The organism is Xanthobacter sp. YC-JY1, assembly GCF_021730305.1.
Taxonomy (GTDB): Bacteria; Pseudomonadota; Alphaproteobacteria; order Rhizobiales; family Xanthobacteraceae; genus Xanthobacter; species Xanthobacter flavus.
In genome coordinates this window covers 1,139,714-1,162,061 of the sequence record NZ_CP032674.1, presented here as the reverse complement: position 1 = coordinate 1,162,061, position 22,348 = coordinate 1,139,714, and the positions used below count along the sequence as shown (strand labels likewise).

The following is a 22,348-nucleotide window of genomic DNA, read 5'->3' as shown; positions in this document are numbered from 1 at the left end:
TGGCCCGAAAAATATTATTCAAATATCGGGACCCACTACAGTCACGTCACGCGGATATTTTTGTTGCCGGCGCCCAACTCTTCGATGATCTGGCTCTTGTGCGCCTGCAGATGGCGGATTGCATCATCTCGCACGAGTTCGAAGCGTGAGGTGGGAACGGGGATGGAGATCGAATAGACCCCGCCTGCGGCATCGCGGAAGCCAATGCCCACGGCGCTGATCCCAACGGTATGCTCCTCGTGATTGAAGCCGATTCCCGTCCGTCGCACCTCGGCGACTTCTGCGATCACGGCGTCCAGTCGCTTCGTTCCGGGAAGTTCCTTGCGAACCAAGGCCCGCGCTCGCTCGGGTTCGAGCAGGGCGAGGCAGCATTTGCCGTTGGCCGTATTTGTCAGCGGAAAAATGTCTCCCACCGCAGAGACCGCCCGCAGTCGGTGCGTTCCCGTCACCTGGTCAAGGAAGAGCACCTCGCTCCCGCGCAGCACGGAGAAGTCCACGGTCTCACCCGTCGTCTGTGAGAGCGCGACAATATGGGGGCGCACCTGCTCGACGATGTCGATCTTTCCAGAGCGCGAGAGCGCGTGGATCTCTGGCCCGAGGCGGTACCCCCCCTCGGGACCTGCCGAAATCACAAGGTCCTCCTCCAGCAGGGCATTGACGATCCTCTGCACGGTCGAGCGCGGGAGACCGACGCGGCCGGCGATCTGCGCGAGGCTGAGCCCCGAACGCACGTTCTTCAGCGACCGCAGGATGGCCGCCGCCCGGGCAATCACCTGGATCCCACCCCCGTCGCGGATGGCCGTTCCATCCTCCGTCATCGCTTGCTCCATGGATGTGTATCGCATTACAATACACATGTATCATTATGTTTGACCACCCCTTTCGTGCGCCATATCCCGGAAGCAACGAAAAAGATCCGCCCTCGCCGAGGGTAAGACGCTGGGAGGCGTTAAATGACTGTCACGATCCGTGGCATCGAGTTCCAGTCGAATCTGAATAACGACATGGGTCTCAAATTCTATAATCTGTCACACCGTTTCGGATTCCAGTCTCCGAACTGGCCCTATTTCCAGGATGTGCAGATCGAGCGCATCCATTACATGGCGAAATCGGGTGTCCTGACCCAGCGCATCACCACCACGATGCACAACACGACCCATATCGATGCGCCGGCCCACGTGGTGGAAGGCACGCCCTTCATCGATGAAGTTCCCTTGCCCCATTTCTTCGGCACCGGGATCGTGGTCTCGATCCCGAAGAAGAAGTGGGAGCCCATCACCTATGAGGACCTTGAAAAGGCCGCCGGAGCGCATGTGCGTCCGGGTGATGTGGTCATCGTCAACACCGGCTGGCACAAGCTCTATGACGACAATGCCGAGTATTTCTGCTACGCGCCCGGCTTTGTCGCCTCAGCCGGCGACTGGTTCGTCGAGAAGAAGGTGAAGGTGGTCGGTCACGATACGCAGGCCAACGACCACCCGCTGGCGACCGCCATCGGGCCCCACCGCAACGGCCCCCTGCATCCCCACCTCGCCGAGGAATACAAGGCGTGGTCCGGCGGCCGGGACTGGAAGGAGGATCACCCCGAGTGGGAGCCGGTCCACCGCAAGCTCTTCACCAACGGCATTCTCGGCATCGAGAATGTGGGTGGCGACCTCGATGCCGTCACCGGAAAGCGCGTCACCTTCGCCTTCTTCCCCTGGAACTGGGACCGGGGCGACGGCTGCATCATCCGCCTCGTCGCCATCGAGGATCCCCAGCAGGCCTACCGCATCGAGGCGGGCACACCCCTCTGAGGCAGCACCCGACCTGACCTGTTCCGGCATCCCGCCGGGACAGGTCGCACCCTGCGGCAGATGCAGGAGGAGAAGGGCATGACCGCACAGCCAATCACAGCCATTGTCGGCGCCGGCCTCATGGGCCATGGCATCGCCCAGGTGTTCGCGGCACGCGGGCACGAGGTCCGGGTGTTCGACCCGATGCCGGAGGCGCTGGCGTCCCTGCATGCGCGCATCGGTGCCAACCTCTCGGCGCTCGGCCGGGACCCTGCCGCCGCGCAGCGGGTTCTGCCTTGCCGGAAGCTCGCGGATGCCGTTGCCGGCGCCGATCTCGTCATCGAGGCGGCGACGGAGAATCTCGACGCCAAGCGCGCCCTGTTCGCCCAAATCGAGGGCGATGCACCGACCGGGGCCATTCTCGCCACCAACACTTCCGTCATCCCCATCGGCAGCATCATGGCCGGCCTCGCCCGGCCGGAGCGGGCGCTCGGCACCCACTGGTGGAACCCGCCCTACCTGGTCCCGCTGGTCGAGGTGATCGGGACGGACCGCACGGCGCCGGACATCGTCGCGCGCACCATGGACATCCTGGCGGCAGCGGGAAAGAAGCCGGTCCATGTGCGGCGGGACGTGGCGGGCTTCGTGGGGAACCGGCTGCAGCACGCGCTGTGGCGCGAGGCCATCTCGCTGGTGGAAGAGGGCGTCTGCGATGCCGAGACCGTGGATACGGTGGTCAAGGCCAGCTTCGGGCTGCGCCTCGCGGTGCTTGGACCGCTGGAAAATGCGGACCTCGTGGGCACCGACCTGACCCTCGCCATCCACGAGACCATATTGCCCGCCCTCAACCGCGCGGCCGCGCCCTCGGCCTATCTGCGCGATCTCGTTGCGCGGGGCCGGCTCGGCATGAAGTCCGGAGAAGGCTTCCGACATTGGGCGCCACGGGATGCCGATCAGCTGCGTGCCGCGCTCGTGCTCCATCTGAAGGACGCAGTGCGCAAGTCCGGCCAAGGAGCAAACGACCAAGGAGATGAAGTGTGAAACGGGCCAATAAGGTCATCATCACCTGCGCCATCACCGGGGGGATCCACACCCCCACCATGTCGCCCGCCCTGCCGTTCACGCCGGAGGACATCGCGGCCCAGTCCATCGCCGCCGCGCAGGCCGGCGCGGCCATCCTCCACCTGCACGCCCGCGACCCGCGAGACGGCCGCCCGACGCCGGATCCGAAGGTCTTCATGCAGTTCCTTCCAGTCATCAAGCAGGCAACGGACGCGGTGCTGAACATCACCACCGGCGGCAGCCTGAACATGAGCGTGGAGGAGCGTCTGGCCGCCCCGCTGGTGGCGCGCCCGGAGATGTGCTCGCTCAACATGGGCTCCATGAACTTCGGCATCTACCCGCTGGCCGAGCGCTACAAGGACTGGCGGTTCGACTGGGAAGAGCCCTACCTTCGGAGCACTGACGACTTCATCTTCCGCAACACGTTCCGCGACATCGAGCGGATCGTGAAACGCCTGGGCGAGGAGCACGGCACGCGCTTCGAGCACGAGTGCTACGATGTCGGCCACCTCTACAATCTCGCCCACTTCGTCGACCGTGGTTTGGTCAAACCCCCGTTCTTCGTCCAGACCATTTCGGCATCCTGGGCGGCATCGGTCCCGAGATGGACAACGTCCTGTTCATGAAACGCACCGCAGACCGGCTGTTCGGCGCGGACTATGTCTGGTCGGTGCTTGCTGCAGGTCGGCACCAGATTCCGGTCGCGACCCAGGCAGCCATGCTGGGCGGGAACGTGCGGGTGGGGCTGGAGGATAGCCTCTTCATCGGCCGCGGACGGCTCGCTGCGAACAATGCCGAGCAAGTGAGAAAGGTCCGCCAGATCCTGGAAGAGCTCGGCCACGAGATCGCAACGCCAAGCGACGCGCGGTCGATGCTCGCCCTCAAGGGAGGTGACCGCGTCGGTTTCTGAAGTGTCGAACAATCATAAAATCTGGGAGGAAGAACATGACGCAATCAGTGTCGCGCCGGGCGCTCTTGGCCGTGCCCGCGCTTGTCCTCGCTCTTGCAGGAACGGGGGCCGTCGTTGAGGCTGCGGAGCCGATCCGCATCGGCGCCATCCTGTCGACCACCGGACCCGGCGCAGGAGCCGGCATCCCGCAGCGGAATGGGCTGCAATTGGCCGTGAAGCTTGTGAACGAGAAAGGCGGCATCAACGGCCGCCAAGTCCAGCTTATCATGGAGGATGACGGGTCGAGCCCGGACGTCGCGGTCACAAAAGCGAACAACCTGATCTTCTCGCAGAAGGTGCAGGCCATCATCGGCCCGACGCTGACAGCCTCCACCCTCGCCGTGGGCGGTGTCGCCGACCCGGGCAAGATCCCGGTCATGGCCTTCACCGGCCTCGGCGTTGCCATGGAGAAGACCCGGCGCTGCGTGTTCCACATGCTGCCGTCGCAGGACCTGAACGCCCGCGCGCTGCTCGAGGTCGCGACCAAGGGGCTGGGCGCGAAGAAGCTCGGCGTGTTGCATGATTCCGCCTACGGCAACATCGTGATGACGAAGATCCGGGAGGTGAGCCCCGACTATCCGGTGGAGATCGTGGCGGTGGAGAAGTGGGAAGTGGGCGCCACCGACGCCACGACTCAGGCCGCCAAGGTGAAGGCGGCGAGCCCGGATGCGGTGGCCGTCATCGGCAATTCGGCGACGCCCTTCCGCAACGCACGGCAGATCCGCATGACAATGCCGCTCCTGTCGGGCATCGGAACGGCGACTTACGAGTATGTGAAGGCCATGGGCGACGCGGCGGACAACATCGTCTTCGCCGAATTCCTTGTTGCGGAGGATCCTCTGCCCGGCCAGAGCGCGTTCGTGGAGGCCTTCCACAAGGAATACGGGGTGCTGCCAAAGACCATGGAGGCGAGCGCCTGGGATGCCTTCAACGCTGTGGCGGCCGGGCTCGCCAAGGTCGGGCCGGAGGCCCAGCCTGGCGCCCTGTGCGAGGCGATCCGCGGTCCGTTCGACGGCGCCATGGCGCGGTTCGACTTCTCGCAGGAAGACCTGACCGGGCTCACGCTGAAGAGCTACGTCTTCTCGAAGCTCGACAAGGGCAAGTTTGTCCGCCTGCCTTTCAAGGCCGGTTCCTGAACCCAAATAGGGGGACGTCCCTTGGCCTTGATGCTCTTCACCCAGGCACTGCTCGCCGGTGTCACCAACGGCTTCGTATATGCCCTCGTCGGGCTCGGCATCGCCGTCATCTTCAAGGGTAGCCACGTCATCAACGCCATGCAGGGCGAGCTCGCCGTGGTCGGCGCAGCCACGGCCGTGTTTGCGGCTGCCATATGGGGCCTTCCGCTCTGGCTGGCGGTCGTCGCCGGCGCGCTCACGGGGATGGCCATCGCCATCCTCGTGGAGCTCGGCCCGATCCGCGCCCTGTTCGCGCGGCGGGCGCGGGAGGAGTCCTTCCTCCTGCTCACGGTGGGCCTCGGTTTCACCTTCTCGGCCGGGGTGCTCTATCTGTTCGGGCGGGAGGAGCATCTTCTGCCCGCGCTAGGGGACGAGGTGTACGAGATCTTCGGCGCAATCATCCGGGAACATGCCCTCTGGGTGATCGCCATCTCCGCCGTATTGATCCTGGCGCTGCGCCTGTTCTATCGGCACACCCATCTCGGTCTCTCGATGATGGCCGCCTCCATCGATCCCGATGGCGCCGCGACCACCGGCATCAACGTCCGCGCCATGCGCACCGCAACCTTCGCACTGGGCGGCCTGCTGGCGGCACTGGCGGGCCTCCTCGTCGCCCCGCTCATCGGCGTCGGCTACCAGATGGGGCCGCTGCTCACGCTGAAGGGCTTTGCGGCGGCCATTCTCGGCGGCCTCTCCAATCCGCTCGGGGCGCTGGTGGGGGGCCTCGTCATCGGCATACTCGAGGCGATGTCCATCGTCTTCGTCTCATCCGGAATGAAGGATGCGGTCGCCCTCACCTTGCTCATCGTCATCATGATCTTCGTTCCGGATGGAATCCTCGGCCGCGCCGGCCGCAAGGGAGGCTGAGCCATGCTGCCAAACAAGACCTCTCTGGCCCCGCCCGGCATTGCCGGTGAACTGCCGGCGCAACGGCTACGAACCACCCGCCCGTCGGCTGCTGCCTTGTCTGTCCTCGCGCTCGCAGCCGGCCTGTACCTCATCCTGCCGCTGGTCCTGGAGCGTCACGCCGTGGACCTCCTGGTGTTCTGCGGGCTCTATGCCATCGCCGGGGCCGGCGTCGGCTTCCTCCTCGGGCAGGGCGGGATCGTCAATCTCGGTCAGGCAGCGTTCTACGGCATCGGCGGCTACGCCAGCGCCTATTGCTCGGCGCGGCTGGGATGGCCGACGCCGGCGGGGATCGCCATCGGCATCGCGCTTTCGCTGGCCATCGCTGCGCTCATCGGCCGGCCGATCCTGCGGCTGTCGGGTTACTTCCTGGCACTGGCAACGCTCGCCCTCGGCATCATCTGCACCAACATCTACTTCGAGGCGGACTTCATCACGGGCGGTACGCTCGGCGTTCCGGGGGTGCCGAAGCTGGCGATCGGGGGGTTCGTCTTCGATACCCCGGAGAAGTTCTACTATCTCGTCTGGCCCATCGCCTTCGCCACCATCCTCGCCATGCACAATCTGATGGGCAGCCGCGTCGGCCTCGCTCTGCAGGCCATGCGCGACGCACCCGACGCGGCGATGGTGATGGCCATCGACAACGCCCGGCTGAAGCTCTGGATATTCATGCTGTCGAGCGGGCTCGGCGCGCTGTCCGGGAGTCTGTTCGCCCATTATGTGGGGTTCGTGAACGTGGACAGCTTCGGCGTGGACAAATCGATCATGTTCCTCCTGGTTCCGGTCATCGGCGGCGCCTCGGTCCCGGCCGGAGCTATCATCGGCGCGCTGTTCATCGGCCTCGTCCCGGAATTGCTCAGCGCTCTGGGTGACATCCACCGTGTCCTCTTCGGGCTCGCGCTCGTCGCGTCCGTGGTGTTCTTTCCGGACGGCTTGTGGGGCCTCGGCCGTAGCCTGACCGGACTGGTGAGGCGCAGGTCTGGCGCCGCCGCTCGCGGGGAGACCACGCCATGAACCTTGCCCCCCGCAGCGCCGCCAGTGCGCCCGATGCTCCGCTGCTGGAGCTGAAAGCCATCGCCCACCGCTTCGGCGGCTTCCAGGTGCTTCACGACGTGAGCTTCGCGGCTCCGGCGGTGGGCATTACCGGACTGATGGGCCCCAATGGCTCCGGCAAGACGACCTTGTTCAACATCATCTCCGGCTTTCTCACACCCACCTCGGGCGCGGTGCTGTTCGATGGCCGGGACATCCGCGCCGAGAACGTGCGCCGGCGGAGCCTCGACGGCCTAGTGCGCACCTTCCAGACGCCGAAGATATTCGAGCGCCTGACCGTCGCGGAGAATGTGATGGTGGGCGCCTTCAAGGCCGGCCGCTCGGGCTTCTTCGCCGGACTTGCCGGCCTCCCCTCGGCGCGGCGAGAGATGACGGACATGCGCGCGCGGGCCTATGAGACCGCGCAGCGCTTCGATCTTGGCGCCGTCTTCGACCGGCCCTCGCCGCTGCTGACCGCCGGCCAGCGCCGCCTGCTGGAACTGGCGCGGGCCTATCAGGGCCGGCCTCGCCTGCTGATGCTCGACGAGCCCTCCTCGGGCCTCACCACCACCGAGATCGAGGTGCTCATCACCAAGTTGAAGCTTCTGGCGGAAGAGGGGATCGCCGTCCTGCTGGTCTCGCACGACATGGAGCTGATGGGGGTGGCGCAAGCCATCCACGTGCTCAACTTCGGGCGGATCATCGCTTCTGGCACCATGGCGGAGGTCCAGGAGGACGCGGCCGTGCGCGAGGCCTATCTGGGAGTGTGAGATGTTGAGCGTGAAAGGCCTTTGCGCCGGCTATGGCGCGCTGACGATCCTCAAGGGGATCAATCTCGAAATCGGCAGGGGAGAAGTGGTCGGTCTAGTCGGTGCCAACGGTGCCGGCAAGACAACACTGGTGCGCACGCTGGCGGGTCTCCTGCCTGCGCGGGCCGGCGAGATCTGCCTGGGCGGCGAGGACATCACCCGAATTCCGCCTCATCGCCGTAGCGGCTTCGGCCTGGCGGTCGTACTTGAGAACCGGAACCTCTTCGGCGAGCTGACCGTACGAGAGAACCTAGTCCTGGCCGAGCGCGCCGGCCGCGGTCGCAGTCCGGTGTTTAGCCTCGATCGGATCGCCGATCTCTTTCCCGCCGTGGGGGAGAAGCTGAACGTGCGATGCGACCTCCTCAGCGGAGGCCAGCAGCAGCAGGTGGCCATCGGTCGCGCGCTCCTGCAGCAGCCGGACATCGTGGTGATGGATGAGCCCTCCACCGGTTTGGCGCCCAAGGTGGTGAAGGACATCCTGGATGTTCTCGGCCGGCTGCGCGCCGACGGCATGAGCATCATTCTGGTGGAGCAGAACATCGCCATCGCGTCGAGCGCCACGAGCCGGGCCTATGTGATGGCAACCGGCAGCGTCGCGCACGAGATTCCCGAAGGCCACTGGCCGTGCTTCATGGCTGACGAGAAGCTAGTGAGCGCCTATCTGGGCCATCATCAGGGGGCCGCCCATCAGTGATGCAGTTGGTCAGGCCATGTGGTCAACTCCGCGTGCCCGCTGCCGCTCCCGCTTCGCTGTCGCGGTGATTGCGGCCCACGCGCCTGCGCCGCATGACGTCTGCTAGCGGATGGCTCTCCATTTCCAGCAAGAGCTAGTCCCCATTATCTGCAGTAGTGCTTGGGACTTTGCCGAGGCCAAGGGCGAGACGACTGTCATCGTGATCTTCCGCGCCGGCGACGGCAGCCTCTCGGTCGTGCCAGCCGACGAGTTCGACGGTGACGCCTCGCAGATCTTCCGTGAAATCGATCCCTTCGCCAGATAGCGGAGGTGTACGCATGAAGTGCCGGGTATCCCCCTTACTGGGATTCCGGCATGCATCTTCTCTTGCTATGCTGGTGATCGCGCCGTGGTGGTGGTGGAAGGCGCGACCGTCAGAGCTGTCCTTACGGAGCCACCACCATGATCTTCCTCGGCATCCCGCTTGGTCTCGCCGCCATCGCGTTATTCTGCTGGCTGCTGTTTACGCTCGCCGTCTTCGCGCTGCCGCTCTTCGCTGCCATCAGCTCCGGCACTTGGGCCTACCATACCGGCGCGGGCTGGCTCGGTGCGATCATCGTTGGCCTGATCGCCGGGGGCGTCACGCTCGGCATCGGCCAGGTTCTGCTCGCGATCGTTCGTCCGATGTGGGCGCGGCTCCTCGTTGCGCTCGCCTTCGTCGCCCCGGCCGTCTTCGCCGGCTATCACGCCACGCATGGTATCGCGAAGCTCACCATGTCGTCCGAGACGTGGCAGATCGTTTTCTCGATCATCGGCGCTATTGCCATCGGCATCACGACGCTGATGCAGGTCGCGGGCATGGCGCCCCGCGGTCAGTGACGGACCCGTGCATGGTGGGAGTGGCCTTGCCCGGTTGTACCCGGTGCGGTGTACGCACGCGCAACTGACCCGGAACGGGGGACGTGAAGCCGAAGAGAATCGGGCCGGTCTTCCGTGAGGTTGCGGCGGGTCGCCATTTTCCCCGTTCGGCATCCGTCGGTCGACCGCTCCAAACGGCCTCTTCAATGGGCGGATCTGGCCGCAGGACGGCTGCGCCTCGACCGCCTCTGCCGCAACGGCGCATCATGACTTTCTTCCCCTGCCGGACCCCACCCCACGCGACAGGTCGCGTGGGAACCCCGAGGAGCCGTCATTCCTCGCGAGTCAAGAAAGTCCCTCTCGCGCCGTCCTCCGCTGCGCTCCGGTCGCAATCCTCACCCCATCGCGCCAGCGCGACGGGGACCCCGAGGCGATGCGGCGTCGGTCGCCTCCGGCCTTCCGATCGCCATCGAGGCCGCATGGTGCGGGCTCGGAAACGGAAGACGGAGATTTACCATGGCCACCATCGGCACCTTCAAGAAGACCGGCGCGAACGAGTTCACCGGCGAGATCGTCACCCTCAGCGTCCAGGCCAAGGGCGTGCGCATCGTCCCCGACCTGCGGACCAACGGCGAGAACGCTCCCAGCCATCGGGTCCTGGTGGGCCGGATCGAGATCGGCGCCGCCTGGTCCAAGCGCTCCGGCGAAGGCCGCGACTATCTGGGCCTCAAGCTCGACGACCCGAGCTTCAACGCCCCAATCTACGCCAACCTCTTCGACGACGAGGACGCCGACACCTTCAGCCTCATCTGGTCCCGCCCCAGCGGGCGGCGCACTGCAGACTGAAGCCACAAGAAACGCCCCGCCCGGACGGCCCGGGCGGGGCTTCCGCCAGCCGAAGCTGGATCAGTTTCGGCTCTGCTTCGGAGGCCTTATCTATGCCGCCACACCTTCACCGACGAGACGCCGAGGATCAGCGCCAGGATCGGGAGCAGCACGTGATCGGGAACGAGGCCGAGGAGACCGCCACCGATGAAGGTGCCCACTATGGAGCCCACCGCCATCACGGCGACGAAGGCTCTGTTCCGCACAACGGTCGCGAAGGCGCTGTCGCGGCTGTAGCGGGTGAAGGCGACGACCATGGTGGGCAGGCTGACGGCCAGTGACAGGCTGCCGGCGAGCTTGATGTCGGCGCCGAAGAGGAGCACCAGCGTCGGGATCAGCAGTTCGCCGCCGGCCACGCCCATCAGAGAGGCGACCACGCCGATGGCGAATCCCGCCACGACCCCGGCGACGATCAGCCAGGGTCCCGAAAGCAGCGCAGACGCTGCGGTCGATCCATGTCCGAACAGGAGGGCGACGGCGATCAGCACCAGCAGGGCCGCCAGGACCCTGTAGAGGGTGCGCGAGCTCAACCGGGTGGCCCAGCCGGCACCGAACCAGGCGCCAATGAGGCTGCCCGCCAACAGGTTGAGGATGATCGGCCAGTTGGCTGCGATCGCGTCGAAGGGCACCGTCGCCGCCCGGAACGGCAGCGCGCTGGCGACGACGACTAGGCTCATGGCCTTGTTGAGGATGACCGCTTCGAGCGCCCGGAAGCGGAACGGGCCGATCAGCAGCGGCAGGCGAAACTCCGCACCTCCCAGGCCGATGAGGCCGCCGAGCATGCCGATGAGAGCGCCGCCGACGAAGGCGGGCAGTGGCCGGCGGCTGGGGACGGCGTCATTTTCATCATTGGCGACGGCAGGCTCGGGCGGCAGTGGAATGGATTGGTGGGACATGGTTGGGCCTCCGGCGATGACTGCACAGCCGAGGCCGGCCTCATGCACGAAATAATATGAAACTGTATTAAATGAACGAAATAGCGGCTCGACGGCCTCTCGATCTGCATCAATCGTGACAAATAAGAGTGCTTTTACAGGAAGAGTGCAATTCTTGCGGTGGCCAATCCGCATATCTTTGTGCCAAACTGCACGAAATAATATGAAGTGATATGCGGAATTTGCCCATGGATACGCGCAACGCCCTGACCGTCGAGGACGTGGCCGAGCAGCTCAACGTCAGCCGCAGCGGCATCTATGCCTTGATCAAGAATGGGGGAATCGGCTTCTACAAGGTCGGCCGCAAGATCCGCTTCACCGAGGCCCATGTGCGCGACTATATCGAGCGCTCCGGCAGGGCCGCGCGCGCGCTCGCGCCGGCAGGCCGCCCGGCATTCGACGAGAACCGGTATTTCGACCTGTCGGCGGAGCGCCGCGCCGGGGACGGCTTCATCATCTGCGGCCAGGACCTCATCCTCGACATCCTGTCCAACTTCATGCGCATGCACGGCGTCATGGCGCTCAGGGCCTATATCGGCAGCTACGACAGCCTCGTCTCGCTCTATTATGGCAAGGTTTCCGTCGCGAGCGCCCATCTGTGGGACAGCGCAGGCGACGACTACAACGTGCCCTATGTCCGCGCCCTGCTGCCCGGCATCCGCTGTGCGGTGGTCAACGTCACCTACCGCATGCAGGGCCTGTACGTCGCCAGCGGCAACCCCAAGACCATCCTGACGTGGCGGGACTTCGCGCGCGAGGACATCACCATGATCAACCGCGAGAAGGGGGCGGGATCACGGGTGCTGCTCGACGAGAACCTGAAGCTTCTCGGTCAATACGGCAGCCGGATCAAGGGCTACGATAACGAGAACCAATCCCACCTCGCGGTGGCGAGCGCGGTGGGCCGCGGCGACGCCGACGTGGCAGTGGGGATGGAGAAGGTCGCCCGCCAAGTGGAGAATGTCGAGTTCGTTCCGCTGAAGAAGGAGCGCTACGACCTCGTGGTCAAAAAGGAGCATCTCGACACGGCGGAGGTGGCGACCATGCTCAGCATCCTGCGCTCCGAGCGGTTCCAGAACGAGTTCAAGAGGATCGGCGGATACGACATCACCGACATCGGGAAGATCGTCGCCGAGACGTAAGACTCGATCCACTGCCGTCCTCTGCCTTGCGAATTGCCGGACCGCTCACGGGCTTTCCTCCGTCCTCCTTCAAAGCGCGCAAAATGCAGGTGCTGATCTGGTCCCGCCCCAGCGGGCGGCGCGGCGAGTGAGCCTCAGACGAGGCCCCGGCTGATCAAGCCGGCCCCCCGAGTTCACCGCTCAGTCGTTGCCGTTGGGCCGCACCAGCTCGACGTGGCTGACCCCCAGCGCCTGGGCCAGCTCGTAAAGGGTGATGACGGTGGGATTGCGCCGACCGCGTTCCAGGCCGCTGATGTATTGCTGGCTGAAGCCGGAACGTGCTTCCACGTCCTCCTGCGTCAGGCCTTTTTCCTGACGCAGGCGCGCGAAATTCCGGCCGACCAGCTTGCGCATATCCATGCGCAGACGGATCGCAATTTACACACTTTGAGCTTATCAACTATAATATGTAATCAAGCGGTCCTAGCAGGTTAGAGGGCGGCAATGCCGATGCCAATCGACCATCGAGCAGCCCCGGGAATGCCCCGAGCGTGCGGGGCTCGCTTCACCATCCGCCGTCGTCTAGAAGGGACGAAGGCTGCGCCAGGCATGGAAACGTGGGGTGACATGACCGACGCGTTTGCAGACACCGTCCCAATCGCTCCCGAGCTCACCGACTACGACCGGGCGCACATCAAGCTCTATGCGCGCCTTTTGGACGCCACGGCGGATGGCGCCGGCTGGAAGGAGATCGCCTCGGTGCTGTTCGGCATCGACGCGGCTCGGGAGCCCGAACGGGCCCGTCATGTCCATGACAGCCACCTGGTGCGGGCCCGATGGGTGGCCTCCAGCGGCTACAAGGACCTCCTCCGCCGTCCCGTCTGACGTTGCGGCCCGTTCGCAGGGGTGATGCCGCAGCCGCATCACGCGATGCTCCCCGGCCGACTTCCCCCAATACCCTCAATCTCTGATTGTCCTTGCTCGACACGCACACTTGATGCGGAGACGAGTGATGAAGCCCGATACATCGCGCTGGCGAGAGGATGCCAGCTACAGCTATTTCGACACGCTGTCGGCGGAGGGCCTCGCCTGGGAATGCCTGCGCCGGGACCAGACCTACCAGGAGCACTATCATTCCCTCGTGAAGGCCGGCTCGGACGCCGACCCGCTCCCCCGGGAGGTGGAGCAACGCTGGGGGCTGCGATTTCGCCGCGCGGCCATCTCTCTCCGCCGCGGAACAGAACGTCCCGTGGTCGCCGGTTGTCGATCCGGCCGTCGTGCTTCTCGCCCAACAGCCCGCGTTTCTTGTGGGCGCGGCCAGCGTGTCGTTCGGCGACATGGTCGCGCCGCGCGACAGCGCCGAGGGCCGATACTGGGTCCATGGTCCGGCACCCCATGCCGCGCAGGTGCTGCTGCTGGCTGGGACTCGCCCCGACGCGCCGCTGGCGGCATTGATCCCGCTGGATGCGGACACGATTGGGCGGGTGGAGGCCTTGACCCGTTTCTGGCGCGCCGCCGAGGGTCGGCCGACGATCCCCGACACCCGCGTCACCGCGCAGCAGCGTGGCCGGCTGCGCACCATGATGCTGGCGGCCGATGGTCGGACGAACGGCGCCAGCTACCGCGACATCGCCGTGGTCCTTTACGGCCACAAGCGCGTTGCGTCCGAGCCCTGGAAAACCTCGCCGCTGCGCGACAAGGTCATCGGCCTCGTCAAAGGTGGCCTCGCCATGATCGGCGGCGGTTATCTCAAGCTCCTGCGTCATCGCAGAAGACCATAGCCGCATCGGCGGCATCCTGAGGGTGGGGATTTTGGCCCCTACAAGTTCCCCATCCCCCTCGACGGCCGCCCTTCGCCACCGTGATCGCCATCCGCCGCTGATGACCAGCGGCCCGAGATCGCCCACGGAGGTTCGATCCATGCGACCCGACGCTGTCCCGCTGCCGCCACGCTACCTGCGCACCAAGGAAGCCGCCGTCTTCCTCAGCCTGTCTCCCCGGACGCTGGAGAAGCACCGCACCTATGGGACCGGTCCCGCCTATCGCAAGCTCGGGGGACGCGTCGTCTATGCCGTCGAGGACTTGCAGTCCTGGGTTGCCCGTGGCGCTGTCACCTCCACCTCCGATCCGCGCGGTTCGATCCTGCCGGCCAAGCGCCACGCCCTGCCCGGCGTTATCGAGCCCCACCGCTTCGCACGCTGATCGGACCCCTTCTCCATGGCGGCGCGGCATCGCTCCCAGCCGGAGCGCGGACAGCTCGATCTGTTCCGCGCGCTTCCCGGCGCGTTCGCGCCACGAGATGCGCAGGATCTCATGGCCTATCCCTTCTTCTCCCTCTCCAAGACCCATCGTATCGCGCCCATCGATTTTGCCGCCGGCGATGTCTCCATCCGGGTCGAGGCCGTGCCAGACCATGGCATGGCCACCATCTGGGACGCCGACATCCTGATCTGGGCGGCGAGCCAGATCGTGGAGGCCCGCGACGCCGGCCTGCGCACCTCGCGGTTCATGGTCGCCACTCCCTATGAAATCCTCAGGTTCGTGGGGCGCGGCACCTCGCTGCGGGACTACCAACGCCTCAAGGCTGCGCTCGACCGGCTGCAGTCCACCACCGTGTCCACCTCGATCCGCCAGCCGGCCGAGGGACGGCGTCATCGCTTCTCCTGGATCAACGAGTGGAAGGAGCGCACCGACCGGGACGGCAGGCCGGCGGGCATTGAGCTCATCGTCCCCGACTGGTTTTATTGCGCCATCGTGGAGGACGCGCTCGTCCTCACCATCGACCGGGCGTATTTCGAGCTGACGGGCGGGCTGGAACGCTGGCTCTACCGGATCGTGCGCAAGCATGGCGGGCGGCAGCGCCGGGGCTGGCACTTCGACTTCCGCCATCTCTACCTCAAATCCGGCAGCCTCTCGCCCTTCAAGCGCTTCGCCTTCGAACTGCGCGACATCGTCCGCCGTCAGCCTTTGCCCGGCTACACCCTTTTTACGGAGTTAGATGTGGGCGGCCGCGTGCTGCTCTCCTTCGAGCCGGCGGCGCCCTGTGGAAAAGCTGTGAAAGCCTTCGTGCCATCCGGAACCGGGAGTGGCGTGCCATCAGGAACGGGCCTCCCGTGCCATCGGGAACCGAAACAGGGCACAAGACCAGGTTCTGAAAATGAAAATCGCGCCCTTAACTTAGACTCTAACATAGAATCTAACCTTAAAAGGCGCGCGGGCGATGTGGATAACTGTGCTCGATCAGCGCAAAAGGCCGTCCCCAAGCACGCTTCAAATAGTAGGCGAATTTCGTCTTTACGTAAAGGCGGATTTCAGGCTCCCGATCCTTTGACTGCAGCCGAGACGATGCCTGCTGGTACATCGGGAGATCCCCGATGATCGTCGCGCTGCTCAATCAGAAGGGTGGTGTCGGCAAGACGACGCTCGCTTTGCACCTTGCCGGCGCGTGGGCGAGCCGCGGCCAACGCGTCACGCTCATCGATGCGGATCCCCAGGGCTCGGCCCTCGACTGGTCGCAGCAACGCAGCCGCGAGGGCTTGCCGCGCCTGTTCGGCGTCGTCGGACTTGCCCGTGACACGCTCCATCGTGAAGCCCCCGAACTGGCGCGCGGTGCGGATATAATCGTCATCGACGGGCCGCCCCGTGTCGCCGGCTTGATGCGCTCCGCGCTCCTCGCCGCCGACCTCGTGCTGATCCCGGTGCAGCCCTCGCCCCTCGATGGTTGGGCCTCCGCGGAGATGCTCGCGCTCCTGAATGAGGCGCGCATCTACCGGCCGGAACTGGCCGCCCGCTTCGTGCTGAACCGCTGCGGCACTCGCACAGTGCTCGCCCGTGAGACGGCCGAGACATTAGCGGATCACGATCCGCCCGTGCTTGCGACCACTATCGGCCAGCGCGTGTCCTTCGCCATGTCCGCCCAGTCCGGGAGGCTGGTCGGCGAACTCGACGAAGGAGGTCGGGCGGCGCGCGAGATTGCGGGGCTCGCCGCGGAGATCGTCGGCATCGGTGTTCCGGAAACCGCCCCATGAGCGCGCCGCCGACCCGCAAGGGCTTCGCCGCGCGGCCTGCCAATCCTGAGCAGTGGATCAAGGCAGCAGAAGTGAAGACGTCGAATGACGTCGCCGGGGGCTTTACCGCGCGGCTCACCATCGACGTCACGCCCGACCTGCGCGGGCGCATCAAGATCGCCGCCTTCAGTCGCGGCCAGACGGTCGCGGACATGCTCCGCGATCTCCTCGCCCGTGAATTTCCCCCGACATCAGGAGAGGCGTCATGATGAGCCAGCCTGTGCCATCCTCCGTTCCCAAATCCATCGCCCCGTCGCCCGCCGCTCCTGCCGCAGATCCGCTCACCCATGTGGAGCTGACCTGGATCGAAAAGCGGATCGAGAACTGGATCCGCTTCGGACGCCCAGCTCATGCGCAGACCCTCGACCGCAGCCGCCGCATCGTATCGTTTGCGCCGAACTCCATCTTCGCCTTCGTCCGTTGGGCCGCAAACGACTTCGGCACCGTGGTCTCGCGCATCGACATCGTGCGCGCCGTCGCACCCGGCGAGGCTTACCAGACGCTGCCCTTCGTGCGTCCCGGCGGAGAGATCCTGCTGCGCGCCGACGGCTGGCCGAAGGTCGAGAAAGTGCTCCAGCACATGGATGCCGTTGAGGCCATCGGCATCAACGGCGCTGATGTCGCCCCCGACCACTGGCGGCATGTCCACAATCGCCTGGTCGCCGGCCATATGCCCCGCGCCTACACGACTGAGCGCCATCACGCGTGGCTCAAGCGGCGGGAGTGCGGAGAATGACCCGCTTCGGCACGGTGATGGTCACCTATTTCTCGGTGATGGGGGTGGCGACCGCCGCGCTCGTTCCGACACCGCTCAAGCTGGTGTGGAACGTCTCCGCCAGCGCGCCCATCGGGCTCTACGCCATCGAGCCCGCGCGTCGGCTGGAGGTCACCGATCTCCTCGCCATCACGCCACCGGCAGCGATCGCCCGCTTCCTGGTGGAACGTGGCTATATTGGGCCCGGCGTGCCGCTGATGAAGCGCGTGGCGGCGCTTCCCGGGCAGGAGGTCGGCCGCAAGGACCACACCATCACCGTCGATGGCGTGGCCTACGGTGAGGCGCTGGAGCGCGACCGCATGGGCCGTCCCCTGCCGGTCTGGCACGGCTGCCGGCGTATCGCCCAGGGCGAGCTCTTCCTCATGAACTTCGATGTGCCGGACAGCCTTGACGGGCGGTATTTCGGACCATTGCCCGCCAGCACTGTGATCGGCCGCGCCATGCCGATCTACACGGATGAGGCCGGCGACGGACATTTCGTCTGGCGTGCGCCGACGCGCTGAGTGCGACCGACCACCTCCACCTTCATCACACGTCGAGAGGCCGTCATGCTGCCGACGAGACTGTTTCCGCGCGCCTGGGATGGCGTGCGCGCATCGACGCGAGGGCTCATTTGTCCGCCCACGCTGGTCCTTCTTCTCCTTTCCGGAGTGCCCTGTGCCTGGCCAACAACAGCCATGGCGGCGGAAACACGAGGGCCACAGACCCCACCTTCGCCGAGCGATCGCTACGCCGACTTCATCACGGAAGCGGCGGAGCGTTTCGACATTCCCGCAGCCTGGATCCGGGCCGTCATGCGCGCCGAAAGCGATGGCGATGCGCGTTCGACCTCGTCCAAAGGCGCCGTGGGACTGATGCAGATCACGCCGCAGACCTGGGCCGAACTGCGCGTCCACTATGGTCTTGGCGAGGATCCCTACGACCCGCACGACAACATCGTGGCCGGCGCCGCCTATTTGCGGGAGCTGTTCGACCGCTACGGCAATCCCGGCTTCCTCGCCGCCTACAATGCGGGGCCGGGCCGCTACGAGGCCTCGCGGAAGGGGCGCCCCCTCCCGCCAGAGACGCTCGCTTATGTCAACAAGCTGGCGCCGGACATCGCGCGCGGGGAGTCCAAGCCCGCCGCGCTGAAATCGCCCGCTCTGCCAGCGGGCGAGACACCGTCGTGGGCTCACGCGCCGATCTTTGCCGTGCAGCCGGCGCGCACGTCGGCGGCGGATCCGGCGCCAACGGACCACGCACCGCCGACACCCGACGTTCGCGATGTCTCGGACATGGTTCCGCAGACTGCTGGTCTGTTCGTTGATCGTGGTGGCACAGGAGGCGTGCGATGACCACGAACGGACGCATTCGCACCCTATCGGGCTTTCTGCTGTTCGAGCGAACGGCGGGACGGAAGGACTGGGGAACGACCGACCGATGGCGAGATAAAAGGGCGCAGGGTGCGCTGCGGTTGGGCGGTTGTTTCTATTGGGAAATTCGCGACCAAACACACATTGCGGCGTTGATCGGCAATGTGTGTCGAACTCTCAAGTCGCTGCCACCGCAGAACTTCTCGCACCTTGCGGGGTCGCGCCATGGCCGATGAGCGCGAGTTCCGTGTCCGGCCCGGCCGCATCCGCTCGACCCGAGCGCAGCGAGCCCGCCCCTTCATCGCCCAGGCCCTCGCGGCGGCCCAGAAGGCCGGTGGGCAAATCTCCCGATCCGGCCGGATCTCATCCGGCGCGCGCTCGCACTTCGGCCGGGGCCGGACGGCAAGCGTCGTCGCCAACCGCCTGCTCACTGGGCGTTCGCGGATCGTCGTCATCAAGACCCGCGTCGTGCGGCACACGGCGCGGGCCACCCCGCTGACCGCGCACCTGAGTTATCTGCGGCGAGAGGGTGTCACCCGGGACGGAGAGAAGGCGCGCCTGTTCGGGCCTGGTGCCGAGGAGGGGGACGGCCGCGCCTTCGCGGAGCGATGCGCCGACGATCGGCATCATTTCCGGTTCATCGTCTCGCCCGAGGATGCTGCAGACATGGCGGACCTCCGGTCCTTCGCCCGCGACCTCATGGGCCAGATGGAGAAGGACCTCGGCACGAAGCTCGACTGGGTCGGTGTTGACCACTGGAACACCGACAATCCCCACCTGCACATTCTGGTGCGAGGCCGGACCGACGATGGCCAGGACCTGGTCATCTCCCGCGACTACATCAAGGAGGGCATGCGTGCCCGCGCGCAGGATCTCCTGACCCAGGAACTGGGGCCGCGTACCGACCTCGACATCCACCGCGCCGTCGAGCGGCAGGTGGAGGCGGAGGGCTGGACCCAGCTCGACCGCCAGCTGGTTCGCGATCAGCGCGAACCCGGCATAATCGACGTGGCACGCGATGCGAATGGCGGGCCGGACGCCTTCCTCCCTCTGAAGGTCGGCCGGCTGCGCAAACTCGAGGCCCTCGGGTTCGCCGATGAGATCGGCCCCGGCCAGTGGGTGATCGACGAGACGGCCGAGGCGGCGCTACGCGCCCTTGGCGAACGCGGCGACATCATCAAGCGGATGCACCGCGCCCTCACGGCACAGGGGATCGAGCGCGGAACAGCGAGCTATGTGCTCGCGGGCGAGAGCCTGGACGCGCCCATCGTTGGCCGCCTCATTGATCGCGGCCTTGATGACGAGCTGAAGGGCTCAGCCTATGCCGTGGTGGACGGCGTCGACGGGCGCACCCACCACATCCGGCTGCCCGACCTCGATTCGGCAGGCGATGGCGCTCCCGGCTCCATCGTTGAGCTCAGGCGGTTCGAGGATGGGCGGGGCCAGCCCCGTGTTGCCCTCGCGGTCCGCTCCGATCTCGCCATCGAGCGTCAGGTCACGGCATCGGGCGCCACATGGCTTGATCGTCAGGCGCTTTCCCGAGCGCCGGCATCTCTCTCCGAAGGCGGCTTCGGCGCCGAGGTGCGTGAAGCCTTGGAGCGCCGCGCCGACCATCTGGTCCGGGAGGGGCTCGCGGAGCGTCACGGCCAGCGGGTCACCTTCGCCCAGGATCTGATCGAGACCTTGCGTCGGCGGGAGGTGGAGGCACTGGGCGAGAAGCTCTCAGCCGAGACCGGGCAGCCGTTCAGCCGTGCCGGAACTGGAGAGTACGTCACCGGCACCTATCGCCAGCGCTTCGCCCTGGCCTCTGGCCGCTTCGCGATGCTCGATGACGGCCTCGGCTTCCAGCTGCTGCCCTGGACACCTTCCCTGGACAGGCACCTCGGCAAGCACATCTCCGGCGTCGCCCGAACCGACGGCGGCATCGATTGGTCCTTCGGCCGCAAGCGCGGCCTCGGCCTCTGACCTCATCCCTCGCTGGAGCGCCGCATGTCCGCGACCAAGATCCTCTGGGGCCAGATCCTCCTGGTCTTCGCCATCGTGCTCGCCACAACCTGGGGCGCCACGCAGTTCGTGGCGTGGCGACTGGGATTTCAGGACCAACTCGGCGCGCCCTGGTTCCTGCTGGGGCCCTGGCCGGTCTATCCCCCGCCGGCCTTCTTCTGGTGGTGGTATTTCTACGACGCCTATGCGCCGGCCATCTTCACCGAGGGTGCGCTCATTGCCGCCTCGGGCGGGTTCCTGTCCATCGCCGCCGCCATCGGCCTCTCGGTCTGGCGGGCGCGGGAGGTAAGGCGTATCGAGACATATGGGTCAGCCCGCTGGGCCGAGCCGGAAGAAATCCGCGCGGCCGGGCTGCTCGGCCCCGACGGCGTGGTGCTGGGGCGCCACGGAGGGGACTATCTGCGCCATGACGGACCCGAACATGTCTTGTGCTTCGCGCCGACTCGGTCCGGCAAGGGCGTCGGCCTCGTCGTGCCCTCGCTACTGACTTGGCCGGGCTCTGCCATCGTCCATGACATCAAGGGCGAGAACTGGCAGCTCACCGCCGGCTTCCGGGCCCGGCACGGGCGTGTGCTCCTGTTCGACCCCACCAACGTGCGCTCGTCAGCCTACAATCCCCTCCTGGAGGTCCGCCGCGGAGAATGGGAGGTCCGCGACGTCCAGAACATCGCCGACATCCTGGTGGATCCCGAGGGCTCGCTGGAAAAGCGCAACCACTGGGAGAAGACCAGCCACGCCCTCCTCGTGGGCGCCATCCTCCATGTGCTCTATGCCGAGCGGGACAAGACCCTGGCCGGTGTCGCGGCCTTCCTCTCTGATCCCCGGCGGGCCATCGAGACGACCCTCGCCGCCATGATGACGACGGCTCATCTTGGAGAGGCCGGTCCCCATCCGGTGATCGCCAGTGCCGCCCGGGAGCTCCTCAACAAATCGGAGAACGAGCGGTCCGGTGTGCTCTCCACCGCCATGTCCTTCCTCGGGCTCTACCGCGATCCCGTGGTGGCCGATGTGACCAGGCGCTGCGACTGGCGCATCACCGACCTCGTGTCAGGTCCCCGACCGACGTCCCTCTACCTCGTCGTCCCGCCGTCCGACATCAACCGCACCAAGCCGCTCATCCGGCTCATCCTCAACCAGGTGGGTCGACGGCTCACCGAGGACCTGCAGGCGAAAGCCGATCGCCACCGGCTCCTCCTCATGCTCGACGAATTTCCGGCGCTGGGCCGGCTCGACTTCTTCGAGTCAGCGCTCGCCTTCATGGCAGGCTATGGGCTCAAGAGCTTCCTGATCGCCCAGTCCCTGAACCAGATCGAGAAGGCCTACGGGCCGAACAACTCCATCCTCGACAACTGCCATGTGCGGGTGAGCTTCGCCACCAATGACGAGCGCACCGCCAAGCGTGTCTCCGACGCCCTCGGCACCGCCACCGAGATGAAGGCCATGAAGAACTACGCTGGCCACCGGCTATCGCCCTGGCTCGGTCATCTCATGGTCTCGCGCTCGGAGACGGCGCGCCCGCTCCTGACGCCCGGCGAGGTGATGCAGCTTCCGCCCGGCGACGAGATCGTCATGGTGGCCGGCACGCCGCCGATCCGGGCGAAAAAGGCGCGGTACTACGACGATGAGCGGTTCAGGGAGCGAGTTCTGCATCCGCCGGAGCTTTTGGCCCCTGGCGATCGCCAGCCCGACAATTGGACAGTCCTCCAGCTGCCCGTGCCGTCGCAGTTGAGCCTGCTGGTCGAGGGCAGCGACGACGAGGACACCACGGGTTCGGAGCAACGGCGCCAACCCGAACTCGCACGGGTAGAGACGCTGGAGGCTCTGCAGCAAGTGCCGAATGAGTTCGAGATCGATCTGGTCGATGAGACTGAGGACGACGTGGCCCGGACCAGTCGCATGAACAGAGTCATGCAAGGCGTCGCGCGTCAGGTTTCGCTCGATCTCAACGCCGGCATGGAGCTGTGACGGTG

The 22,348-nt window shown here is 66.0% G+C and carries 26 protein-coding genes and 2 pseudogenes; 25 read left to right on the top strand and 3 right to left on the bottom strand.

The genetic code is table 11. The features are described from left to right. Positions 1–41 precede the first annotated feature (41 nt). Positions 42–830, bottom strand: a complete 789-nt coding sequence (locus D7006_RS05395; RefSeq protein WP_237355842.1) for an IclR family transcriptional regulator — start codon at positions 828–830, stop codon at positions 42–44. 123 nt (positions 831–953) lie between these two features. On the opposite strand from D7006_RS05395, the gene D7006_RS05390 reads away from it, so the two are divergent. The 11 genes and pseudogenes from D7006_RS05390 (at position 954) to D7006_RS05340 (ending at position 10,085) form a co-directional block, all read left to right on the top strand. Then, positions 954–1,796, top strand: a complete 843-nt coding sequence (locus tag D7006_RS05390; RefSeq protein WP_237355841.1) for a cyclase family protein — start codon at positions 954–956, stop codon at positions 1,794–1,796. Positions 1,797–1,874: 78 nt separating this feature from the next. Further along, complete coding sequence (locus D7006_RS05385; protein ID WP_237355840.1) at positions 1,875–2,816, top strand: 3-hydroxyacyl-CoA dehydrogenase family protein; 942 nt, start codon at positions 1,875–1,877, stop codon at positions 2,814–2,816. A gap of 59 nt (positions 2,817–2,875) precedes the next feature. Then, a pseudogene (locus D7006_RS05380) lies at positions 2,876–3,747 on the top strand (3-keto-5-aminohexanoate cleavage protein). Between the two features lie 35 nt (positions 3,748–3,782). Beyond that, positions 3,783–4,922, top strand: a complete 1,140-nt coding sequence (locus D7006_RS05375; protein WP_237355839.1) for an ABC transporter substrate-binding protein — start codon at positions 3,783–3,785, stop codon at positions 4,920–4,922. A 30-nt stretch (positions 4,923–4,952) separates the two neighbouring features. After that, positions 4,953–5,828, top strand: a complete 876-nt coding sequence (locus D7006_RS05370; RefSeq protein WP_237356856.1) for a branched-chain amino acid ABC transporter permease — start codon at positions 4,953–4,955, stop codon at positions 5,826–5,828. Positions 5,829–5,831: 3 nt separating this feature from the next. Then, positions 5,832–6,881: a branched-chain amino acid ABC transporter permease gene (locus D7006_RS05365; protein ID WP_237355838.1), complete on the top strand. Its 1,050-nt coding sequence runs from the start codon at positions 5,832–5,834 to the stop codon at positions 6,879–6,881. After that, positions 6,878–7,669 carry an ABC transporter ATP-binding protein gene (locus tag D7006_RS05360; RefSeq protein WP_237355837.1) on the top strand — a complete coding sequence of 264 codons (792 nt, stop codon included), beginning with the start codon at positions 6,878–6,880 and terminating at the stop codon, positions 7,667–7,669. Before D7006_RS05365 ends, D7006_RS05360 begins: the two co-directional genes overlap by 4 nt. A gap of 1 nt (position 7,670) precedes the next feature. Beyond that, on the top strand, positions 7,671–8,402 hold the full coding sequence (locus D7006_RS05355) for an ABC transporter ATP-binding protein (protein ID WP_237355836.1): 732 nt from the start codon (positions 7,671–7,673) through the stop codon (positions 8,400–8,402). 109 nt (positions 8,403–8,511) lie between these two features. After that, positions 8,512–8,706: a hypothetical protein gene (locus tag D7006_RS05350; protein WP_237355835.1), complete on the top strand. Its 195-nt coding sequence runs from the start codon at positions 8,512–8,514 to the stop codon at positions 8,704–8,706. A gap of 137 nt (positions 8,707–8,843) precedes the next feature. Beyond that, entirely contained in the window at positions 8,844–9,260 is a 417-nt protein-coding gene (locus D7006_RS05345; protein ID WP_237355834.1) for a hypothetical protein, read from the top strand. 495 nt (positions 9,261–9,755) lie between these two features. Further along, a complete protein-coding gene (locus D7006_RS05340) occupies positions 9,756–10,085 on the top strand; it encodes a DUF736 domain-containing protein (RefSeq protein ID WP_237355833.1) in 330 nt (109 codons plus the stop codon). Positions 10,086–10,171: 86 nt separating this feature from the next. On the opposite strand, the gene D7006_RS05335 is transcribed toward D7006_RS05340, so the two are convergent. Next, on the bottom strand, positions 10,172–11,020 hold the full coding sequence (locus D7006_RS05335) for a sulfite exporter TauE/SafE family protein (RefSeq protein ID WP_237355832.1): 849 nt from the start codon (positions 11,018–11,020) through the stop codon (positions 10,172–10,174). 227 nt (positions 11,021–11,247) lie between these two features. On the opposite strand from D7006_RS05335, the gene D7006_RS05330 reads away from it, so the two are divergent. Further along, the gene (locus D7006_RS05330; protein ID WP_237355831.1) at positions 11,248–12,201 is read left to right on the top strand and encodes a helix-turn-helix transcriptional regulator; all 954 of its coding nucleotides are present in this window, start codon (positions 11,248–11,250) and stop codon (positions 12,199–12,201) included. 180 nt (positions 12,202–12,381) lie between these two features. Here the strand turns inward: D7006_RS05330 and D7006_RS05325 are convergent, their stop codons facing one another. Next, complete coding sequence (locus tag D7006_RS05325; RefSeq protein ID WP_237355830.1) at positions 12,382–12,600, bottom strand: helix-turn-helix domain-containing protein; 219 nt, start codon at positions 12,598–12,600, stop codon at positions 12,382–12,384. Positions 12,601–12,807: 207 nt separating this feature from the next. Between D7006_RS05325 and D7006_RS05320 the strand changes: the two genes are divergently transcribed. From D7006_RS05320 to D7006_RS05260, 13 genes and pseudogenes are all read left to right on the top strand, one after another. Then, positions 12,808–13,065, top strand: a complete 258-nt coding sequence (locus D7006_RS05320; RefSeq protein WP_237355829.1) for a DNA -binding domain-containing protein — start codon at positions 12,808–12,810, stop codon at positions 13,063–13,065. A 112-nt stretch (positions 13,066–13,177) separates the two neighbouring features. After that, a pseudogene (locus D7006_RS05315) lies at positions 13,178–13,330 on the top strand (transcriptional regulator domain-containing protein); the annotation flags it as partial. A 127-nt stretch (positions 13,331–13,457) separates the two neighbouring features. Continuing rightward, positions 13,458–13,961 carry a DUF2285 domain-containing protein gene (locus tag D7006_RS05310; RefSeq protein WP_237355828.1) on the top strand — a complete coding sequence of 168 codons (504 nt, stop codon included), beginning with the start codon at positions 13,458–13,460 and terminating at the stop codon, positions 13,959–13,961. 139 nt (positions 13,962–14,100) lie between these two features. After that, positions 14,101–14,382, top strand: coding sequence for an AlpA family transcriptional regulator (locus D7006_RS05305; RefSeq protein ID WP_237355827.1), 282 nt, complete (start codon positions 14,101–14,103; stop codon positions 14,380–14,382). Positions 14,383–14,397: 15 nt separating this feature from the next. Then, on the top strand, positions 14,398–15,558 hold the full coding sequence (locus D7006_RS05300; RefSeq protein ID WP_237355826.1) for a replication initiator protein A: 1,161 nt from the start codon (positions 14,398–14,400) through the stop codon (positions 15,556–15,558). Further along, a complete protein-coding gene (gene parA / locus D7006_RS05295) occupies positions 15,555–16,208 on the top strand; it encodes a ParA family partition ATPase (RefSeq protein WP_237355825.1) in 654 nt (217 codons plus the stop codon). The genes D7006_RS05300 and parA overlap by 4 nt, the downstream gene beginning before the upstream one ends. Further along, a complete protein-coding gene (locus D7006_RS05290; protein ID WP_237355824.1) occupies positions 16,205–16,456 on the top strand; it encodes a hypothetical protein in 252 nt (83 codons plus the stop codon). The genes parA and D7006_RS05290 overlap by 4 nt, the downstream gene beginning before the upstream one ends. After that, positions 16,453–16,983: a DUF2840 domain-containing protein gene (locus tag D7006_RS05285; protein ID WP_237355823.1), complete on the top strand. Its 531-nt coding sequence runs from the start codon at positions 16,453–16,455 to the stop codon at positions 16,981–16,983. The genes D7006_RS05290 and D7006_RS05285 overlap by 4 nt, the downstream gene beginning before the upstream one ends. Next, on the top strand, positions 16,980–17,525 hold the full coding sequence (gene traF, locus D7006_RS05280) for a conjugative transfer signal peptidase TraF (protein ID WP_237355822.1): 546 nt from the start codon (positions 16,980–16,982) through the stop codon (positions 17,523–17,525). The genes D7006_RS05285 and traF overlap by 4 nt, the downstream gene beginning before the upstream one ends. A gap of 174 nt (positions 17,526–17,699) precedes the next feature. Further along, entirely contained in the window at positions 17,700–18,356 is a 657-nt protein-coding gene (locus D7006_RS05275; RefSeq protein ID WP_237355821.1) for a lytic transglycosylase domain-containing protein, read from the top strand. After that, entirely contained in the window at positions 18,353–18,610 is a 258-nt protein-coding gene (locus D7006_RS05270; protein WP_237355820.1) for a hypothetical protein, read from the top strand. The genes D7006_RS05275 and D7006_RS05270 overlap by 4 nt, the downstream gene beginning before the upstream one ends. After that, on the top strand, positions 18,600–20,339 hold the full coding sequence (locus D7006_RS05265; protein WP_237355819.1) for a VirD2 family relaxase/mobilization nuclease: 1,740 nt from the start codon (positions 18,600–18,602) through the stop codon (positions 20,337–20,339). Before D7006_RS05270 ends, D7006_RS05265 begins: the two co-directional genes overlap by 11 nt. Positions 20,340–20,363: 24 nt before the next feature. Beyond that, positions 20,364–22,343 (top strand): conjugal transfer protein TraG, encoded by a 1,980-nt coding sequence (locus tag D7006_RS05260; RefSeq protein ID WP_237355818.1) that lies wholly within the window; start codon positions 20,364–20,366, stop codon positions 22,341–22,343. The last annotated feature ends 5 nt before the right edge of the window (positions 22,344–22,348 follow it).

Excerpts from the sequence above, each read along its gene's own strand:
- D7006_RS05395 (WP_237355842.1), bottom strand. The coding sequence starts at position 830 with ATGGAGCAAGCGATGACGGAGGATGGAACGGCCATCCGCGACGGGGGT.
- D7006_RS05390 (WP_237355841.1), top strand. The coding sequence starts at position 954 with ATGACTGTCACGATCCGTGGCATCGAGTTCCAGTCGAATCTGAATAAC.
- D7006_RS05385 (WP_237355840.1), top strand. The coding sequence starts at position 1,875 with ATGACCGCACAGCCAATCACAGCCATTGTCGGCGCCGGCCTCATGGGC.
- D7006_RS05375 (WP_237355839.1), top strand. The coding sequence starts at position 3,783 with ATGACGCAATCAGTGTCGCGCCGGGCGCTCTTGGCCGTGCCCGCGCTT.
- D7006_RS05370 (WP_237356856.1), top strand. The coding sequence starts at position 4,953 with ATGCTCTTCACCCAGGCACTGCTCGCCGGTGTCACCAACGGCTTCGTA.
- D7006_RS05365 (WP_237355838.1), top strand. The coding sequence starts at position 5,832 with ATGCTGCCAAACAAGACCTCTCTGGCCCCGCCCGGCATTGCCGGTGAA.
- D7006_RS05360 (WP_237355837.1), top strand. The coding sequence starts at position 6,878 with ATGAACCTTGCCCCCCGCAGCGCCGCCAGTGCGCCCGATGCTCCGCTG.
- D7006_RS05355 (WP_237355836.1), top strand. The coding sequence starts at position 7,671 with ATGTTGAGCGTGAAAGGCCTTTGCGCCGGCTATGGCGCGCTGACGATC.
- D7006_RS05350 (WP_237355835.1), top strand. The coding sequence starts at position 8,512 with ATGGCTCTCCATTTCCAGCAAGAGCTAGTCCCCATTATCTGCAGTAGT.
- D7006_RS05345 (WP_237355834.1), top strand. The coding sequence starts at position 8,844 with ATGATCTTCCTCGGCATCCCGCTTGGTCTCGCCGCCATCGCGTTATTC.
- D7006_RS05340 (WP_237355833.1), top strand. The coding sequence starts at position 9,756 with ATGGCCACCATCGGCACCTTCAAGAAGACCGGCGCGAACGAGTTCACC.
- D7006_RS05335 (WP_237355832.1), bottom strand. The coding sequence starts at position 11,020 with ATGTCCCACCAATCCATTCCACTGCCGCCCGAGCCTGCCGTCGCCAAT.
- D7006_RS05330 (WP_237355831.1), top strand. The coding sequence starts at position 11,248 with ATGGATACGCGCAACGCCCTGACCGTCGAGGACGTGGCCGAGCAGCTC.
- D7006_RS05325 (WP_237355830.1), bottom strand. The coding sequence starts at position 12,600 with ATGGATATGCGCAAGCTGGTCGGCCGGAATTTCGCGCGCCTGCGTCAG.
- D7006_RS05320 (WP_237355829.1), top strand. The coding sequence starts at position 12,808 with ATGACCGACGCGTTTGCAGACACCGTCCCAATCGCTCCCGAGCTCACC.
- D7006_RS05305 (WP_237355827.1), top strand. The coding sequence starts at position 14,101 with ATGCGACCCGACGCTGTCCCGCTGCCGCCACGCTACCTGCGCACCAAG.
- D7006_RS05300 (WP_237355826.1), top strand. The coding sequence starts at position 14,398 with ATGGCGGCGCGGCATCGCTCCCAGCCGGAGCGCGGACAGCTCGATCTG.
- parA (WP_237355825.1), top strand. The coding sequence starts at position 15,555 with ATGATCGTCGCGCTGCTCAATCAGAAGGGTGGTGTCGGCAAGACGACG.
- D7006_RS05290 (WP_237355824.1), top strand. The coding sequence starts at position 16,205 with ATGAGCGCGCCGCCGACCCGCAAGGGCTTCGCCGCGCGGCCTGCCAAT.
- D7006_RS05285 (WP_237355823.1), top strand. The coding sequence starts at position 16,453 with ATGATGAGCCAGCCTGTGCCATCCTCCGTTCCCAAATCCATCGCCCCG.
- traF (WP_237355822.1), top strand. The coding sequence starts at position 16,980 with ATGACCCGCTTCGGCACGGTGATGGTCACCTATTTCTCGGTGATGGGG.
- D7006_RS05275 (WP_237355821.1), top strand. The coding sequence starts at position 17,700 with ATGGCGGCGGAAACACGAGGGCCACAGACCCCACCTTCGCCGAGCGAT.
- D7006_RS05270 (WP_237355820.1), top strand. The coding sequence starts at position 18,353 with ATGACCACGAACGGACGCATTCGCACCCTATCGGGCTTTCTGCTGTTC.
- D7006_RS05265 (WP_237355819.1), top strand. The coding sequence starts at position 18,600 with ATGGCCGATGAGCGCGAGTTCCGTGTCCGGCCCGGCCGCATCCGCTCG.
- D7006_RS05260 (WP_237355818.1), top strand. The coding sequence starts at position 20,364 with ATGTCCGCGACCAAGATCCTCTGGGGCCAGATCCTCCTGGTCTTCGCC.